We start from the raw sequence: 15,093 nt of genomic DNA, 5'->3' as shown, positions 1-15,093 counted from the left end.
ATCAGGGCGCGGGCGGCGTGTCCTGATGCGTCGGGCGCTGGCCCGCCTCGGCCTCGGGGTCGAACTTGGCACCGCTGAGCGACCCGGCCCTGGTGGCGTCGGCCGTGGCGGCCTGGGACTGACGGCGCGCCTCGGCGAGGGCGACCGCGGGGTCGGTCAGTGCCGTCGGGGGCAGGTCGGCGCCGAGCGGCGACCAGCCTGCCGGGTGGCGCTCCTCCTCCTCGCCAGCGGTCATCGCACCGCCGAACCCCTTGGTGAACTGGCCGAGCGCGCCCGTGAGCTCGGACGGGATGACCCAGACCTTGTTCGCGGGGGTGCTCGCCAGCTTGGGCAGCATCTGCAGGTACTGGTAGGCGAGCAGCTTGGGGTCGGCGTCGCCGCGGTGGACGGCGTCGAACACCTGCAGGATCGCGCGAGCCTCGCCCTCGGCGTGCAGGATCGCCGCCTGGGCGGATCCCTCGGCGCGCAGGATCGCGCCCTGCTTGTCACCCTCGGCCGTGAGGATCTGCGACTGCTTGACGCCCTCGGCCGTGAGGATCGCGGCACGGCGGTCACGCTCGGCGCGCATCTGCTGCTCCATCGAGCCCTGGATGGACTGCGGCGGGTCGATGCTCTTGAGCTCGACGCGGTTCACGCGGATGCCCCACTTGCCGGTGGCCTCGTCGAGCACCCCGGACAGCCGACCGTTGATCTGGTCGCGGCTGGTCAGCGTCTGCTCGAGGTCCATCGAGCCGATCACGTTACGCAGCGTGGTCACCGTGAGCTGCTCGATACCGGTGATGTAGTTGGCGATCTCGTACACGGCGGACTTCGGGTCGGTGACCTGGAAGTAGAGCACCGTGTCGATGCCGACGACGAGGTTGTCGGAGGTGATCACGGGCTGCGGCGGGAACGAGACGACCTGCTCGCGCATGTCCACCCCGGCCCGCACCCGGTCGACGAACGGAATGAGCAGGTGCAGCCCGGGCTCGAGCGTCCGGGAGTACCGGCCGAGCCGCTCGATGACGAGCGCGACGGCCTGCGGCACGATCCGCACGGACCGCACGATCGCGACGATCACCAGGATCAGCAACAACCCCAGCACGATGTAGCCGACGATCGTGCCGAACGACATGGGGGTCATACGTTCTCCCTGTACTGCGGTGGGTTGGGCGCGTGTGGAGTAGTGGGGTCGGTCGGCGTCGGGGCGGTCTCGGCGCGGACGATGGCGGTCGCGCCCTCGATCTTCACGACGCGCACCTCGGCACCCGCGGGCAGCACGACGCCGTCGTGCGTCGTGCGGGCGGTCCAGACCTCGCCGCCGAGCTTGACGCGTCCGCCGAGCGGGCCGACGTCGACGACAACGATGCCCAAGCGCCCGACCTGTGCGGCCGCGTTCGTCTCGATGAGCGGCGTCCGGGCCCGCAGTCGGGGCAGCAGCCACGGCCGCAACGTGACGATGAGCACGGTGGACGCCACGGCGAACACGACGATCTGGACCCAGAACGGCGCTCCGACGGCATTGGCGACGGCGGCGGCGAACGCGCCGCCAGCGAACATGACGAGCACGAGGCTGACCGACATCACCTCGATCACGATGAAGAGCAAGGCCGCTCCGACCCACCAGAGCCAGTCCATCACGAGCCCCTTCCGTTCCGCCGAGGCTCCACCGGCCCTGATGGCCGACAGAACGCTCTGACGAGGATCTTTGGACCAATCTTAGGTGTTCGCCGGGTCTTCGATGGGTCAATCGAACGTGGTTGCGGGGGCGGTGTGGCGCACGCCGCGACAACCAGTTCGCTAGTGGACGGCCACGGACTGGCGCGACGCCCGCGGTGTCCTTGCGGCCCGCGCGGACCAGCGCCCGCCGGACGGCTCGACGACGAGGTCGACGCCGAACGCTCCCGAGATGGTCTGCGCGGTGAGCACCTGCTCGATCGGTCCGGACGCGTGTACGGAGCCGTCCTTGAGCAGCAGCGCGTGCGTGAAGCCCTGCGGGATCTCCTCGACGTGGTGGGTGACGAGCACGAGCACCGGCGAGCGGGGGTCCCCGGCGAGCTCGGCGAGGGCTGCCACGAGCTCCTCGCGTCCGCCCAGGTCGAGACCGGCGGCGGGCTCGTCGAGCAGCAGCAGCTCGGGGTCGGTCATCAGCGAGCGGGCGATCTGTGCGCGCTTGCGCTCCCCCTCGCTGAGGGTGCCGAAGGTGCGCGTCGCGAGATCGGCCACGCCGAACGCCGCCATCAGGTCCGCGGCGCGCGCCTCGTCGAGCTCCTCGTAGTTCTCGCGCCAGCGGCCGGTGACGCCGTAGGCGGCGGTCAGCACGACGTCGCGCACGGTCTCGCCACCCGGGATCCGGTCCGCGAGCGCCGAGCTCGCCAGGCCGATCCGGGGTCGCAGCTCGAACACGTCGACCCGGCCCATCCGCTCGCCGAGCAGATCCGCGACGCCGGAGGAGGGGTGCATCCGGCCCGCCGCGATCTGGAGCAGCGTCGTCTTGCCGGCGCCGTTGCGGCCCAGCACGACCCAGCGTTCGCCCTCGCGGACCCGCCAGCTCACCTTGTCGAGGATCGTCTTGGACCCTCGGCGGATGGACACGTCCTGAAGGTCAAGCACCACAGTCATGGGGCACGACCCTAGCCTGCGTGCGGCCCCTTCCGGGCCGAGCGCCACGGACCGAACACGGGTACCGGCCGCCGGGCGCACGACGTAGGTTGGGCTCGTGGTAGCCCCATCCCCCCTGCTCATCCTGCCGCGATCGGTGCTGCTCGCGCTGTGGGTTCAACACGTCGGCGCCGGCGCGCGACCGCTGCAGCGCGCGGTCGACGCAATCCAGGGCGACGACGAGCCGCACACGATCACCAGCCACGACGACGCCACCTCGTTCGACGGCCACCTGCCCGAGCTGCTCGCGACCTGGGCGAGCGGACCACGCGAGACCGCCGCCCTGCTGCCCGTGCCGGGCGACGCCGCGGGCGTGCCGGCGGCGGTCAGCGTGGCGGCCCTGGCCGCGGGCGAATGTGTGCTGGTCAGCACCAGTGCGGGGTCGTTCGCGGCGATCCCCAAGGTCGAGGAGTTCGGCAGCGACATCGAGCCGGGTCACTTCGTCACCTGGTCCGTGCACCGGGTGCCGGACTGGCGCAACTCGATCCAGGGCGTCGTCGGCTCGCTCGCCGACTCCGAACGCGACCTGCGTGGGGCGCTCGTCTCGGCGACCGAGGCGCTGGCCGCGCTCGACGTCGCGCGCTGGCGGGACGACGCCGCGCAGGCGATCGCCCAGCTGCGCGCCGACGCCGACCCGGGCTGGCCGGTGCCACCCGGGCTGGAGGGCCGCCGCCTGCGGGTGCTGATCGCCGCCGCGCGGCTGCGGGCGATCGTCGAGCTCGCGACCGCCGACGACGGCGGCGCGATCAGCCTGTGGCAGGCCGACCAGCGGTCGACCGCCCTGCGCGAGGTGGATCGGGCCGCCCGCCGCGCCATGAGCGCAGCCACCGCCCGCGCCGACGGCGGCGCCTGACCGGACCGCGTCCGGCGTTGGTCAGATCTGACAGCCGGTCAGGTCGACAGCGGTCCGATCCGCTGCGGTCCAGCAAGGGCTGCTGCCGGGCCGAGAGTCTCAGTGCAGCGCTCTGTGCAGCGAATGCGCGCCATAGGTGCACGGTGGATGCACAGAGCGCCGCACCGACGGCTGCACTGAGCCCGAGGCGGGCGGTCCAGCTCCCCGCCGGGTCTCCCAGGACCGCCGCCCGGCCCGTTCTGCGAGGGCAGGCCTCGCCGTGGGGCTGGGTGTATCGCTGGGTGTATCGAACGCGCACTCTGGGTGCACTTTCGATACACCCAGCGACACACCCTCGCCAGAACCGGTCAGCAGACCGGATCTACCGGGCGGCTCGGCCAAGCCGGTGAGCAGAACAGGTCAGCAGAACGGGTCAGCGGACCTGATCGGCCAGTCGGGTCAGCGCTTCGACTCTGCGAGGATCTTGTTGTAGAGCGAGATCGTGCGCTCGGCGATCGCGTCCCACGCGAAGTGATCCTCGACGCGGGCGCGGGCCGCGACGCCCATCTTGGCGGCCCGATCCGGGTCGCTCGCGAGCTCGGTGAGCGCGGCTGCGAGGTCGGCCACGAACTTGTCCGGGTCGAGCGGGGTGCCCGTGCCGTCCTGTGCCTGGTCGATCTGCACGAGCAGGCCCGTGACGCCGTCGTCGACCACCTCGGGGATGCCGCCGGTCGCGGTCCCCACGACCGGCAGCCCCACGGCCATGGCCTCGAGGTTCACGATGCCGAGGGGTTCGTAGATGGACGGGCACGCGAAGACGGTCGCCGCCGCGAGCACCGCGACGAGCTCGTTGCGCGGCAGCATCTGCGAGATCCACACCACCCCGTCGCGGCGCGTCGCGAGTGCCTCGACCAGGCCGCGGACCTCGGCCTCGATCTCGGGGGTGTCGGGCGCGCCGGCACACAGCACGACCTGGACTCCTCCGGGCAGCTTCTCGGCCGCGCGCAGGAAGTACGGCAGCCCCTTCTGGCGGGTGATCCGGCCGACGAACACCACGGCCGGGCGGTCCGGATCGATCCCGAGCCCACGAACGATGGCGTCCGCGGCCGCGACGTCGTCGCCCTCGGGGCGCTTCCAGCCGGCCAGGTCGATCCCGTTGTGCACGACGTGCACCTTCGCCGGGTCGATGTCGGGGTAGCACCGCAGGATGTCCCTGCGCATGCCGGCACTGACCGCGATGACCCCGGCGGCACCCTCGTACGCGGTCTTCTCGGCCCAGCTGGACAGGGCGTAGCCGCCCCCGAGCTGCTCGGCCTTCCACGGCCGCAGCGGCTCGAGGCTGTGCGCCGAGATCACGTGCGGCACGCCGTGCAGCAGCGCGGCGAGGTGGCCGGCGAGGTTCGCGTACCAGGTGTGGGAGTGCACCAGGTCGGCACCTGCGACGTCGTCGGCCATCGCGAGGTCGACGCCGAACGTGGCGAGCGCCTTGTTCGCGCCCGCCAGCTCGGCGGGCACCGCGTAGCCGGTGACGCCGTCCGGGGCATCTGGATCCCGTGGACCGTCGAAGCATCGGACGCGCACGTCGATGCTGCGCCGCAGGACGGCGGACAGCTCGGCGACATGCACCCCGGCGCCACCGTAGACAAAGGGCGGGTACTCACGTGTCAACAGATCGACTCTCACAATCGGACACGCTAGCGCGACACGCGAGGTCTCGGGTCCAGTCCGGGAAACGCGGCGAAATAGGCCTAGGGTCAGGGCATGGCCACGCCTCGCGTCCTCGCAATCGTCCTCGCAGGTGGCGAAGGAAAGCGGCTGATGCCGTTGACTTCCCACCGCGCCAAGCCCGCGGTGCCGTTCGGCGGTATATACCGTTTGGTCGACTTTGCCCTCTCGAACGTCATCAACTCGGGGTACCTCCAGGTCATCGTGCTGACGCAGTACAAGTCGCACAGCCTCGACCGGCACATCGCCAAGACCTGGCGGATGTCCGCTCTGCTCGGCAACTACGTCGCCCCGGTCCCCGCACAGCAGCGGGTCGGCAAGCACTGGTACCTCGGCAGCGCCGACGCGATCTACCAGTGCCTGAACATCATCGACGACGAGCGCCCCGACATCGTCGTCGTGGTCGGCGCCGACCACGTGTACCGCATGGACTTCTCCCAGATGGTCGACGCCCACGTGAAGTCGGGCGCCGAGCTCACGGTCGCGGCGATCCGCCAGCCGATCTCGATGTCCACCGAGTTCGGCGTCATCGAGACCGACGCGAGCAACCCCGAGAAGATCTCGGCGTTCCGCGAGAAGCCCTCGGACCCGGTCCCCGTCCCGGGCTCGCCGGGCGAGATCCTCGCCTCCATGGGCAACTACGTGGTCAACGCCGACGCGCTGGTCCGGGCCGTCACCGCCGACTCGGAGGACCCGAACTCGAAGCACGACATGGGCGGCGACCTCGTGCCGGCGTTCGTCAAGCGCGGCGAGGCCGGCGTGTACGACTTCATCCACAACGACGTCCCCGGCTCGACCGACCGCGACCGCGACTACTGGCGCGACGTGGGCACCATCGACTCGTACTTCGAGGCGAACCGCGACCTCATCTCGATCGAGCCGGTCTTCAACGTCTACAACTACCAGTGGCCGCTGCACACCGGATACACCGGGCTCCCGCCGTCGAAGTTCGTGCACGCCGGGCCGGACCGGATCGGCTACGCGGCCGACTCCCTGGTCTCCCCGGGGGTGATCGTCTCCGGCGCCGGGGTGTCGGGCTCGGTGCTGTCCCCGGGGGTCTACCTGCACTCCTGGTCGGCGGTGTCCGACAGCGTGCTGATGGACGGGGTCCAGGTGCACCGGCACGCGCAGGTGCACCGCGCGATCCTCGACAAGAACGTCGTCGTGCCGGAGCGGGCCCGGATCGGCCTGGACCTCAAGCACGATCTGGAGCGCGGGTTCACCGTGACGGACTCCGGGATCACCGTCGTTCCGAAGGGCACTATCGTCGAGGTCTGATGCCACGACACCACCTGTCCGTCCCACCCGAGGCGCCCGGTACGCCATTGCGTACCCGGCGCCTCGTGGTGCTCGACGTCGACTCCACGCTCATCACCGCCGAAGTCATCGAGCTGATCGCCGACCGTGCCGGCTCCCGTGCCGAGGTCGCCGCGATCACCGAGCGCGCGATGCGCGGCGACATCGACTTCGCCGAGTCCCTGCACGAGCGGGTGGCGACCCTCGCGGGGCTGCCCGTCGGCGTGCTCGACGACGTCTTGCGCGAGGTCGAGCTGACCCCGGGCGCGCGCGAGCTCGTCGCCGAGCTGCTCCGCCGGGGCTGGCCGGTCGGCCTGGTCTCCGGCGGGTTCGCCGAGATCGTCGAGCCGCTCGCCGCGTCCCTGGGGATCACGCTGACCCGGGCCAACCGGCTAGAGGTCGCCGGCGGCGTGCTCACCGGGCGCGTGCACGGCCCGGTCATCGACCGGGCCGCGAAGGCCGCCGCGCTGCGCGACTACGCCCGGGACGCGGGGATCGACCTGGCCGACACGATCGCCATCGGCGACGGCGCGAACGACCTCGCGATGCTCGCCGCGGCGGGCTTCAGCGTCGCGTTCAACGCCAAGCCGCTGGTGCGCGACGCCGCCGACGTCGCGCTGGACGGCCGCCTCGACGCGGTCCTGGCCTACCTGCACGACTGAAGCCCCCGAACGACGGAGCTCGGGGGCAACCTCGTCGCCAGGACAGCCGAGTCCGCCCCTCGGAGAACGTCCGCCCCTCGGGGAACGTCAGTCCTTCGGCGACACGACCTCGGTCAGCCGAGCCGTGCCGACCGCGAGGTCGCCCCAGGTCCCGTCCAGCTCGAGCACCACGAAGGTTCCCGTCGAGAGCCCGTTGAACACGTGCGTCACCGCATCCTCGACCGACCCGTCGCCGGCGAGCGCCGAGGCGGTCGCGGAGATGGTCGGCTCGTGCCCGACGACGAGCACCGTGCGGATCCGCTCGTCGACGTCGTGCACCTGCCCGAGGACCTGGCGCACGCCCGCCTCGTAGAGCGCGTCGGTGACCAGGACCTCGGGCTCGACGTCGCCCAGGCCGCCGCGCACCAGGTCCCAGGTCTGGCGTGCGCGTACCGCGGAGGAGCAGAGCACCAGCTCGGGAACCAGGTCGAGGCGGCTGAGCGCCGCACCCACCTTGAAGCACTGCCGGCGGCCGGCGAGCGCGAGGGGCCGCAGCTCGTCCGCTTGACCACCGTGCTCTGCCTTCGCGTGTCGCAGCAGCACCAGGCGACGGGTGCGGTCCATCTCAGGCGTCATGTCTCCTAGGCTCCCATCGCGTGCAGGCCGCCGTCGACGTGCACCATCTCTCCGGTCGTCGCCGGGAACCAGTCCGACAGCAGGGCGGCGACGGCCTTCGCGGCCGGCTCGGCGTCGTGGATGTCCCAGCCGAGCGGGGCGCGCTCCGGCCAGCCCTCCTCGAGGGTCTGCACGCCGGGGATCGACTTGGCGGCCACCGTGCGGATCGGGCCGGCCGCGACGAGGTTGACCCGGATGCCCGAGGGGCCGAGGTCCCGCGCGAGGTACCGCGAGGTCGCCTCGAACGCGGCCTTCGCGACGCCCATCCAGTCGTACACGGGCCACGCGTAGCGGCCGTCGAAGGTGAGGCCGACGATCGAGGATCCGCGGGTGAGCAGCGGCTGCGCGGCCACCGCGAGGGACTTGAGCGAGAACGCCGAGACCTCCAGCGCGGTCGCGACGTCCTTCCACTGCCCCGCGAGGAAGTTGCCGCCCATGACGGACTGCGGGGCGAAGCCGATCGAGTGCACGACGCCGTCGAGGTGGTCGGTGTGCTCCCGGACGCGGTCCGCGAGCAAGGCGAGGTCCTCGTCCGACGTCACGTCGAGCTGGATGACCGGCGCGGCGACCGGAAGGCGCCGGGCGATCGCCTGGGTCAGGCGGAACTGGCGCCCGAAGGACGTCAGGACGACCTCGGCACCCTGCTCCTGGGCGAGGCGCGCCACGTGGAAGGCGATCGAGCTGTCGGTGAGGACACCGGTGATCAGGAGCTTCTTGCCGTCAAGCAGACCCATGGGCTGACTTCCGTTCGGATCGTGTGTGGGGGGAGAGAGGGGAAAGAGCGGGCTGGGCTCAGTGGCCCATGCCGAGACCGCCGTCGACCGGGATGACTGCCCCGTTGACGTAGGCGGCGTCGGCGGATGCGAGGAACTGCACGACGCCCGCGATCTCGTCGGGCTCGGCGAAGCGGCCCGCGGGGATCGCGGCCTTGTAGGCGGCCTGCTGCGTGTCAGACAGCTCGGCGGTCATCGCGGTGTCGACGAAGCCGGGGGCCACGACGTTCGCGGTGATCCCGCGCCCACCGAGCTCGCGGGTGATCGAGCGGGCCATGCCGATCAGCGCGGACTTCGAGGCCGCGTAGTTGACCTGGCCGGCGGAACCGTACAGGCCGACGACCGAGGAGATCAGGATGATGCGTCCCCGGCGGAGCCGGATCATGCCCTTCGAGGCCCGCCGCACGCACCTGAATGTTCCCGTAACGTTCACATCGAGAACCTGCTCGAAGTCCTCGTCGGTCATCCGCAGCAGCAATTTGTCGCGGTTCATGCCGGCGTTCGCCACCAGGACCTCGACCGGTCCGTGCGCGGCCTCGATCTCGGTGAACGCCGCGTCGACCGAGGCGGTGTCGCGCATGTCACCCTTCACGCCCAGCACGCCGTCGGGCAGGTCGCCGCTGCGGTAGATCGTCGCGACCTTGTCGCCTGCGGCGACGAACCGTTCGGCGATCGAACGGCCGATACCCCGGTTGGCTCCGGTCACCAGCACGCTGCGGGGTTCACTCACTCGAGATCCTCTTTCGTTGTCCGTGTCGGGGGAATCGGAGGTGCTCACCCATGGTCACGGGCACTGACGGTATCCGACCTGGACAACGCCCAGCCCCCGCCAACCGCCCGACCCGCCGCACCGCACGTAAACTCGGAGAATGCCCAAGCCCCGCCCCCGACCACCGGAGGTCCCCCGGATCACCACCGCGGACGAGCCGCTCGCGGAGGACCAGGCGCGCCGCACGCGGCGGTACCTGCAGCAGATGGGCTTCCGGCTCGTGTGCTTCCTGGTCGCGGTGTTCACCTGGGGACACCTGCCGGTCTGGCTCTCCGGGGTCCTCATCGTGTGCGCGGTGGTGCTGCCCTACGTCGCGGTGATCCTCGCCAATGCCGGCCGCGAGCGGCGCGAGGTCTCCCCGCAGCTGATGGAGCCCCGCGCGATCACGGACGCCCACGCGGACGACGACGACGGCGACGAGAGCAAGGATGATGGTCGCCGTGACTGATCTCTTCAACCCCGCCCCGGACACCATCAAAGAACTCGTGTGTAGCGCACGCGGCTGCGGCGCCGAGGCGCAGTGGGGCCTGCTGTGGAACAACCCGAAGCTGCACACGGCCGAGCGCCGCAAGGTGTGGCTCGCGTGCGACGACCACCGGGAGCACCTCGAGCAGTTCCTCGGTGCCCGGGACTTCCTGCGCGGCACGGTGCCGGTGAGCGAGCTCGAGATGTCCGGCGACGAGACATCGGGCCCCGGCGTCGCGGGAGCCCCGACCCGGTGAGCCCCGCTGCACGCCGGGCGGTCGGGATGGTCCTGCTCGCGGTGTCCCTGTGCGTCGCGTGCACCTTCCTGGGCCGCTGGCAGTGGCACCGCCACATCGCGCGCGACGCCGAGATCGCGGTGATCGAGGGCAGCTACGACGCCGATCCCGTCCCGCTGGACACGCTGCTCGCCTCCCCCGACGCCCGGCTGGCCGGCCACGACGTGTGGCGACCGGTGACCGTCGTCGGGCACTACGACGCGAGGGCCACCGCGCTGCTGCGCAACCGGCCGGTGGACGGGCCCGGGTTCCACGTGCTGGTGCCGTTCATGATCGACGCGGGCGCGACGGGCTCGCGGCAGGGCGCCCCGCAGGTGCTCGTGGTCGACCGCGGCTGGGTGCCGATGGGCGACGACGGCGACCGGCCGACGGCGGTTCCCGCGCCGCCCCGCGGGAAGGTCACGATCGTCGTCCGGCTGCGCGCAGGCGAACCGCCGTCCGACCGGGGCGCGCCGCGCGGCGACGTGCAGGCGATCTCGGTCAACCAGGTGCTCACGGCCGGCGGCATCCACCCGAGCGAGGTGCGCGCCTTCGACGCGTACGGCGCGGCGGCCTCCGAGCGGCCCGCCGCGCGGCACGCCATCGGCCTGCTGCCCAAGCCGAGCGTCGACCCGGGCTCGCACCTGTCCTACGCGTTCCAGTGGTGGACCTTCGCGGCCGGCTCCCTGGTCGGGTTCTCGGTGCTCGCGCGCCGCGAGCTCGTCGAGCAGGATGCCACCGAGCCCGCCCCGGCCCGACGTCCGCGCCGGTACAGCGCCGAGGACGCCGAGGACGCCCTCATCGACTCCCAGCTCTGACGCGCGCGCCCCCTGCCCCGCCGTCAAGTCACGCGAGTGCGCAGAATCTGCTGCTAATCGGGCCGATTTGGCAGCAGATTGTGCGCACTCGCGGTCTGGATCACGCCAGGGAGATGAGGTCCGCGTAGTCCGGGCCCCAGAGGTCCTCTACGCCGTCGGGCAGCAGCACGACGCGCTCGGGGTTGAGCGCCTCGACGGCGCCCTCGTCGTGCGAGACGAGCACGACGGCGCCCTCGTAGTTACGCAGGGCCCGCAGGATCTCACCGCGGCTGGCCGGGTCGAGGTTGTTCGTGGGCTCGTCCAGCAGCAGCACGTTGGCCGACGAGACGACCAGCGCGGCGAGCGCGAGGCGGGTCTTCTCCCCACCGGAGAGCACCTTGACCGGCTTGTTCGCGTCGTCGCCGGAGAACAGGAACGAGCCGAGCACCGAGCGCACCTGGACGTCGGTGAGGTCCGGCGAGGACGAGCGCAGGTTCTCCATCACGGTGCGCGACTCGTCGAGCGTCTCGTGCTCCTGCGCGTAGTACCCGAGCTTGAGGCCGAACCCGGGGATCACCTCGCCGGTGTCGGGCTTGTCGACGCCCGCGAGCATCCGCAGCAGCGTCGTCTTGCCGGCGCCGTTCAGGCCGACGATGACGACCCGGCTGCCGCGGTCGATCGCCAGCCCGACGTCGGTGAAGACCTCCTGCGAGCCGTACGTCTTGCTCAGGCCCTCCGCGGTCAGCGGCGTCTTGCCGCACGGCGCGGGGTTCGGGAACCTGATGTGCGCGACCTTGTCCGACGCGCGGACGTCCTCGAGCGAGGCGAGCATCCGCTCGGCGCGCTTGGCCATGTTCTGCGCGGCGACGGCCTTGGACGCCTTGGCACGCATCTTGTCCGCCTGCAGGAACAGCACGGACGCCTTCTTCTCGGTGTTCGCGCGCTCGCGCTTGCGGCGCTTCTCGTCGGTCTCGCGCTGGTTGAGGTAGGCGTCCCAGCGCAGGTTGTACTGGTCGAGCTCGCCGCGGTTCGCGTCCAGGTGGAACACCTTGTTCACGGTCGCGCGCAGCAGGTCGGTGTCGTGGCTGATCACGATGAGGCCGCCCGGGTAGGCCTTCAGGTAGTCCCGCAGCCAGATGATCGAGTCGGCGTCGAGGTGGTTCGTGGGCTCGTCGAGCAGCAGGGTGTCCACGCCGGAGAACAGGATCCGGGCGAGCTCGACCCGGCGGCGCTGGCCACCGGAGAGCGTGCCGCAGGTCTGGCTCAGCACGCGCTCGTCGAGGCCGAGGTTGGACGCGATCCGGCTCGCCTCGCTCTCCGCTGCGTAACCGCCACCCGCCGTGAACCGGAGCTCGAGGCGCGAGTAGCGCTCCATCGCGTCCTCGACCGTCTGGGCGTTGTCGCTGGCCATGGCCACCTCGGTCTCCCGCATGGACCGGATGACCTCGTCGAGACCGCGCGCCGAGAGCACCCGGTCCATCGCGACCTGGTCGAGGTCGCCCGTGCGTGAGTCCTGTGGCAGATACCCGACCTCGCCGGTCCGCGCGATGTTCCCGGCGGTCGGCAGGGTGTCCCCGGCGAGCGCCTTGGTCAGGGTCGTCTTGCCGGCGCCGTTACGGCCGACGAGGCCGATCCGGTCGCCCGCGGCGATGCGAAAGCTCGCCTCCTCGAGGAGGACGCGGGCACCGACGCGTAGTTCGACGGCATGGGCAGTAATCAATGGGGATTCCTCAGAACACGGCCCGCGAGCGTTGGAGACGGGCACAAACGCCCACGAGTCTACGGTCGGCTAGCGTGAAACCTCCCGCCCGTCCGCCATATGAGGAGCCCGATGCAGCCCCTGCACGAGAACGAGCCGACCGCCGCGCTGTCGACCCCCGGCGCCGTCGGCGCGAACGCCGGCACGACCCGGACCAGCACACGCGCCGGGACGACGACGGATGTGGCGCTCGTCGCGACGTTCGCGGCCCTGATCGCGGTGTGCGCGATGCTGCCGTCGATGGCGGTGGCCGGCATGGCCGTGCCGATCACGTTGCAGACCTTCGGGGTGATGCTCGCCGGCGTCGTGCTCGGTGCGCGGCGGGGCGCGCTCGCGGTGCTGCTGTACCTCGCGGTCGGGTTCGCGGGGCTGCCGGTCTTCGCCCAGGGCACCGGCGGGCTCGCCGTGCTGGCCGGGCCGTCCGCCGGCTATCTGATCGCTTTCCCGCTCGCTGCGGCGCTCGCGGGGTACCTCGCGGGGTTCGCCGCGCGGGTGCGGCCCGCGCTGCGGGCGCTGGTGCTGTTCGGTGCCGCGACCGCGGGCAACCTGATCTTCACGCACCCGATCGGCATCGCCGTGATGGGCTGGCGCCTGGGCCTGCCGGCCGGCGACGCCATCAAGCTCGGGGCGACCTTCCTGCCGGGCGACGTGATCAAGAACGTGCTGGTCGCCGTCGTCGCAGCCGCGGTGTTCCGGGCGTTCCCGGACATGCTGCGCCGGCGCCGCTGATCTCCCGGCCACCGCTACCGCCGCCGCGCTCATGATCACGTTCGAGTCCGTCGCCGTCCTCGCCGAGGGCGCGCACGACGCACCCGACGTGACGATTCTCACGGACGTCGACCTCGCCCTGACCGAGCGCCGGGTCGCGGTGGTCGGTGCGAACGGCTCCGGCAAGTCGACCCTCGCCCGGCTCGTGAACGGGCTCGTGCTGCCGACGGCGGGCCGGGTGCTCCTCGACGGCCTGGATACCGTGCGCGACGGCCCGGCGGTGCGCCGCCGGGTCGGCTTCGTGTTCACCGACCCGGACGCGCAGCTCGTCATGCCGACCCCGCGCGAGGACGTGGCGCTGTCCCTGCGGCGGCTGCGGGTCGACGCCGCGGAGCGCGACGAGCGGGTCCGCGTGGTGCTGGACCGGTTCGGGCTCGGGCACCTCGCCGAGGTCAGCGTGCACTCGCTGTCCGGCGGGCAGAAGCAGCTGCTCGCGCTCGCCGGGGTGCTCGCGACCGAGCCCGCGGTGCTCGTGTGCGACGAACCGACGACGCTGCTGGACCTGCGCTGGCGCCGGGTCGTCGGCGAACTGCTCGACTCCCTGGACCAGCAGGTCCTGCTGGTCACCCACGACCTGGAGGCGGCCGCCCGGGCGGACCGGGTGCTGGTGGTCGACGGGGGCAGGATCGTGGCCGACGGCGACGCGGCGCAGGCCGTCGCGACGTACCGGGCGCGGATGGACGTGGCGTGGCGATGACCCGGCGCCGGCGCCCACCCTGGACCGGCCCGCTCGGGCTCTACCGGCACGGGACCACTCCCCTGCACCGCGCCCCGATCGGCGCCAAGCTGGCCGGCCTGCTGCTGCTGGGCGTCGCCGTCGTGCTGGTGCGCGGGACGACGTCGGCCGTGGTGCTGCTCGGGCTCGCCGTCGGCGCAGCGGTGCTCGCGCGGGTGCCGGCGCGAGCGACGCTCGTCGGGCTGCTCCCGGTGCTCGTCACGGCTTCGGGGCTGGGCGCGTACCAGTGGTGGCAGCGCGGGCCGGCGACCGCGATCGAGGTCTGCGCGGACCTGATCACGCTCGTCGTCGCCGCGGGCGTGGTCACCGCCACGACGCCCGCGGACCGGATGCTCGACGCCCTCGAGCGCGCGGCGGGCCCGCTGCGGCACGTCGGGCTGCGCCCGGAGATCCTCGCCCTGTCGGTGGCTTTGATGCTGCGAACGATCCCCGCGCTCGTGCAGACGGCCGGCGAGGTGCGCGACGCGGCCCGGGCCCGTGGCCTCGAACGGGACCCGCGCGCGCTGCTCGTCCCGGCGGCGATCCGGACGGTGGCCCGGGCCCGGGCGACCGGCGATGCGCTGGCCGCGCGGGGTCTGGGCGAATAGCCAACCCGGACACCGTGGGACAATTAGCGCTCCCACCCCCCCGAGGAGAGCCCGTGAGTGCCCACGCCGCTGAGCGACCGCGCGCCATCTTCGTCGACGATTCGGGCCGGCGCGCCCGGCTCGTGCGGCGGATCTTCTGGGTGCTGAGCGCGCTTGCGACCGCCTACGTGGTCCTCGTCCTGGTGGCGCTCGTGGTGCCCGCCGGGCTCGGGCGGCTCGCGGTCCCGGGACTGGGCAGCCTCCTGCCGGGGCCCGCCGCCCCGTCGCTCAGCGACGCCGCCGGGCACCCGCAGCGTCCCTCCTCGCTGCTCGCGTCGCCGTCCGCGACGGCGTCGGCCTCGGCCAGCCCGACGAC

18 protein-coding genes are annotated in these 15,093 nt (G+C 72.0%); 10 read left to right on the top strand and 8 right to left on the bottom strand.

The window, feature by feature from the left end:
* Window position 1 precedes the first annotated feature (1 nt).
* The 3 genes from VIM26_RS04990 to VIM26_RS04980 all read right to left on the bottom strand — a co-directional run bounded on the left by VIM26_RS04990 (window position 2) and on the right by VIM26_RS04980 (window position 2,601).
* Entirely contained in the window at window positions 2-1,114 is a 1,113-nt protein-coding gene (locus VIM26_RS04990) for an SPFH domain-containing protein (RefSeq protein ID WP_414696444.1), read from the bottom strand.
* A gap of 5 nt (window positions 1,115-1,119) precedes the next feature.
* Window positions 1,120-1,617, bottom strand: coding sequence for an NfeD family protein (locus tag VIM26_RS04985; RefSeq protein WP_331949249.1), 498 nt, complete (start codon window positions 1,615-1,617; stop codon window positions 1,120-1,122).
* 162 nt (window positions 1,618-1,779) lie between these two features.
* A complete protein-coding gene (locus VIM26_RS04980) occupies window positions 1,780-2,601 on the bottom strand; it encodes an ABC transporter ATP-binding protein (protein WP_331949248.1) in 822 nt (273 codons plus the stop codon).
* A gap of 97 nt (window positions 2,602-2,698) precedes the next feature.
* On the opposite strand from VIM26_RS04980, the gene VIM26_RS04975 reads away from it, so the two are divergent.
* Complete coding sequence (locus VIM26_RS04975) at window positions 2,699-3,493, top strand: hypothetical protein (protein ID WP_331949247.1); 795 nt, start codon at window positions 2,699-2,701, stop codon at window positions 3,491-3,493.
* Window positions 3,494-3,931: 438 nt separating this feature from the next.
* On the opposite strand, the gene glgA is transcribed toward VIM26_RS04975, so the two are convergent.
* On the bottom strand, window positions 3,932-5,155 hold the full coding sequence (gene glgA / locus VIM26_RS04970) for a glycogen synthase (protein ID WP_331949246.1): 1,224 nt from the start codon (window positions 5,153-5,155) through the stop codon (window positions 3,932-3,934).
* 78 nt (window positions 5,156-5,233) lie between these two features.
* Between glgA and VIM26_RS04965 the strand changes: the two genes are divergently transcribed.
* Both VIM26_RS04965 and serB read left to right on the top strand, forming a co-directional pair.
* Window positions 5,234-6,475: a glucose-1-phosphate adenylyltransferase gene (locus VIM26_RS04965; RefSeq protein WP_331949245.1), complete on the top strand. Its 1,242-nt coding sequence runs from the start codon at window positions 5,234-5,236 to the stop codon at window positions 6,473-6,475.
* A complete protein-coding gene (serB, locus tag VIM26_RS04960; protein ID WP_331949244.1) occupies window positions 6,475-7,155 on the top strand; it encodes a phosphoserine phosphatase SerB in 681 nt (226 codons plus the stop codon). Before VIM26_RS04965 ends, serB begins: the two co-directional genes overlap by 1 nt.
* A gap of 87 nt (window positions 7,156-7,242) precedes the next feature.
* Here the strand turns inward: serB and VIM26_RS04955 are convergent, their stop codons facing one another.
* From VIM26_RS04955 to fabG, 3 genes are read right to left on the bottom strand one after another with little or no spacing between them, the layout of a single operon-like run.
* The gene (locus VIM26_RS04955) at window positions 7,243-7,770 is read right to left on the bottom strand and encodes a SixA phosphatase family protein (protein ID WP_331949243.1); all 528 of its coding nucleotides are present in this window, start codon (window positions 7,768-7,770) and stop codon (window positions 7,243-7,245) included.
* 5 nt (window positions 7,771-7,775) lie between these two features.
* Window positions 7,776-8,543: an enoyl-ACP reductase FabI gene (gene fabI / locus VIM26_RS04950; RefSeq protein ID WP_331949242.1), complete on the bottom strand. Its 768-nt coding sequence runs from the start codon at window positions 8,541-8,543 to the stop codon at window positions 7,776-7,778.
* Between the two features lie 58 nt (window positions 8,544-8,601).
* Window positions 8,602-9,312 (bottom strand): 3-oxoacyl-ACP reductase FabG, encoded by a 711-nt coding sequence (gene fabG, locus VIM26_RS04945; protein ID WP_331949241.1) that lies wholly within the window; start codon window positions 9,310-9,312, stop codon window positions 8,602-8,604.
* A 139-nt stretch (window positions 9,313-9,451) separates the two neighbouring features.
* On the opposite strand from fabG, the gene VIM26_RS04940 reads away from it, so the two are divergent.
* The 3 genes from VIM26_RS04940 to VIM26_RS04930 are packed head-to-tail and all read left to right on the top strand — an operon-like array spanning window position 9,452 to window position 10,909.
* Window positions 9,452-9,799: a DUF3099 domain-containing protein gene (locus tag VIM26_RS04940; protein ID WP_331949240.1), complete on the top strand. Its 348-nt coding sequence runs from the start codon at window positions 9,452-9,454 to the stop codon at window positions 9,797-9,799.
* Window positions 9,792-10,073 carry a hypothetical protein gene (locus VIM26_RS04935; protein WP_414696443.1) on the top strand — a complete coding sequence of 94 codons (282 nt, stop codon included), beginning with the start codon at window positions 9,792-9,794 and terminating at the stop codon, window positions 10,071-10,073. The genes VIM26_RS04940 and VIM26_RS04935 overlap by 8 nt, the downstream gene beginning before the upstream one ends.
* The gene (locus VIM26_RS04930) at window positions 10,070-10,909 is read left to right on the top strand and encodes an SURF1 family protein (protein ID WP_331949238.1); all 840 of its coding nucleotides are present in this window, start codon (window positions 10,070-10,072) and stop codon (window positions 10,907-10,909) included. The genes VIM26_RS04935 and VIM26_RS04930 overlap by 4 nt, the downstream gene beginning before the upstream one ends.
* 100 nt (window positions 10,910-11,009) lie before the next feature.
* Here VIM26_RS04930 and VIM26_RS04925 read toward each other — a convergent pair whose 3' ends face one another.
* On the bottom strand, window positions 11,010-12,608 hold the full coding sequence (locus VIM26_RS04925; RefSeq protein WP_331949237.1) for an ABC-F family ATP-binding cassette domain-containing protein: 1,599 nt from the start codon (window positions 12,606-12,608) through the stop codon (window positions 11,010-11,012).
* Window positions 12,609-12,719: 111 nt separating this feature from the next.
* On the opposite strand from VIM26_RS04925, the gene VIM26_RS04920 reads away from it, so the two are divergent.
* The 4 genes from VIM26_RS04920 to VIM26_RS04905 all read left to right on the top strand — a co-directional run.
* Window positions 12,720-13,376, top strand: a complete 657-nt coding sequence (locus tag VIM26_RS04920) for a biotin transporter BioY (protein ID WP_331949236.1) — start codon at window positions 12,720-12,722, stop codon at window positions 13,374-13,376.
* 31 nt (window positions 13,377-13,407) lie between these two features.
* Complete coding sequence (locus tag VIM26_RS04915; protein ID WP_331949235.1) at window positions 13,408-14,112, top strand: ABC transporter ATP-binding protein; 705 nt, start codon at window positions 13,408-13,410, stop codon at window positions 14,110-14,112.
* The gene (locus VIM26_RS04910; RefSeq protein WP_331949260.1) at window positions 14,109-14,738 is read left to right on the top strand and encodes an energy-coupling factor transporter transmembrane component T; all 630 of its coding nucleotides are present in this window, start codon (window positions 14,109-14,111) and stop codon (window positions 14,736-14,738) included. Before VIM26_RS04915 ends, VIM26_RS04910 begins: the two co-directional genes overlap by 4 nt.
* Before the next feature lie 53 nt (window positions 14,739-14,791).
* Window positions 14,792-15,093 (top strand): hypothetical protein (locus VIM26_RS04905; RefSeq protein WP_331949234.1); only part of this gene is annotated, 302 nt, incomplete at its 3' end.

It is taken from the genome of Pengzhenrongella sp., from assembly GCF_036565025.1.
In the GTDB taxonomy this organism is placed as follows: domain Bacteria; phylum Actinomycetota; class Actinomycetes; order Actinomycetales; family Cellulomonadaceae; genus Pengzhenrongella.
This window is presented reverse-complemented; position numbering and strand designations above follow the sequence as displayed.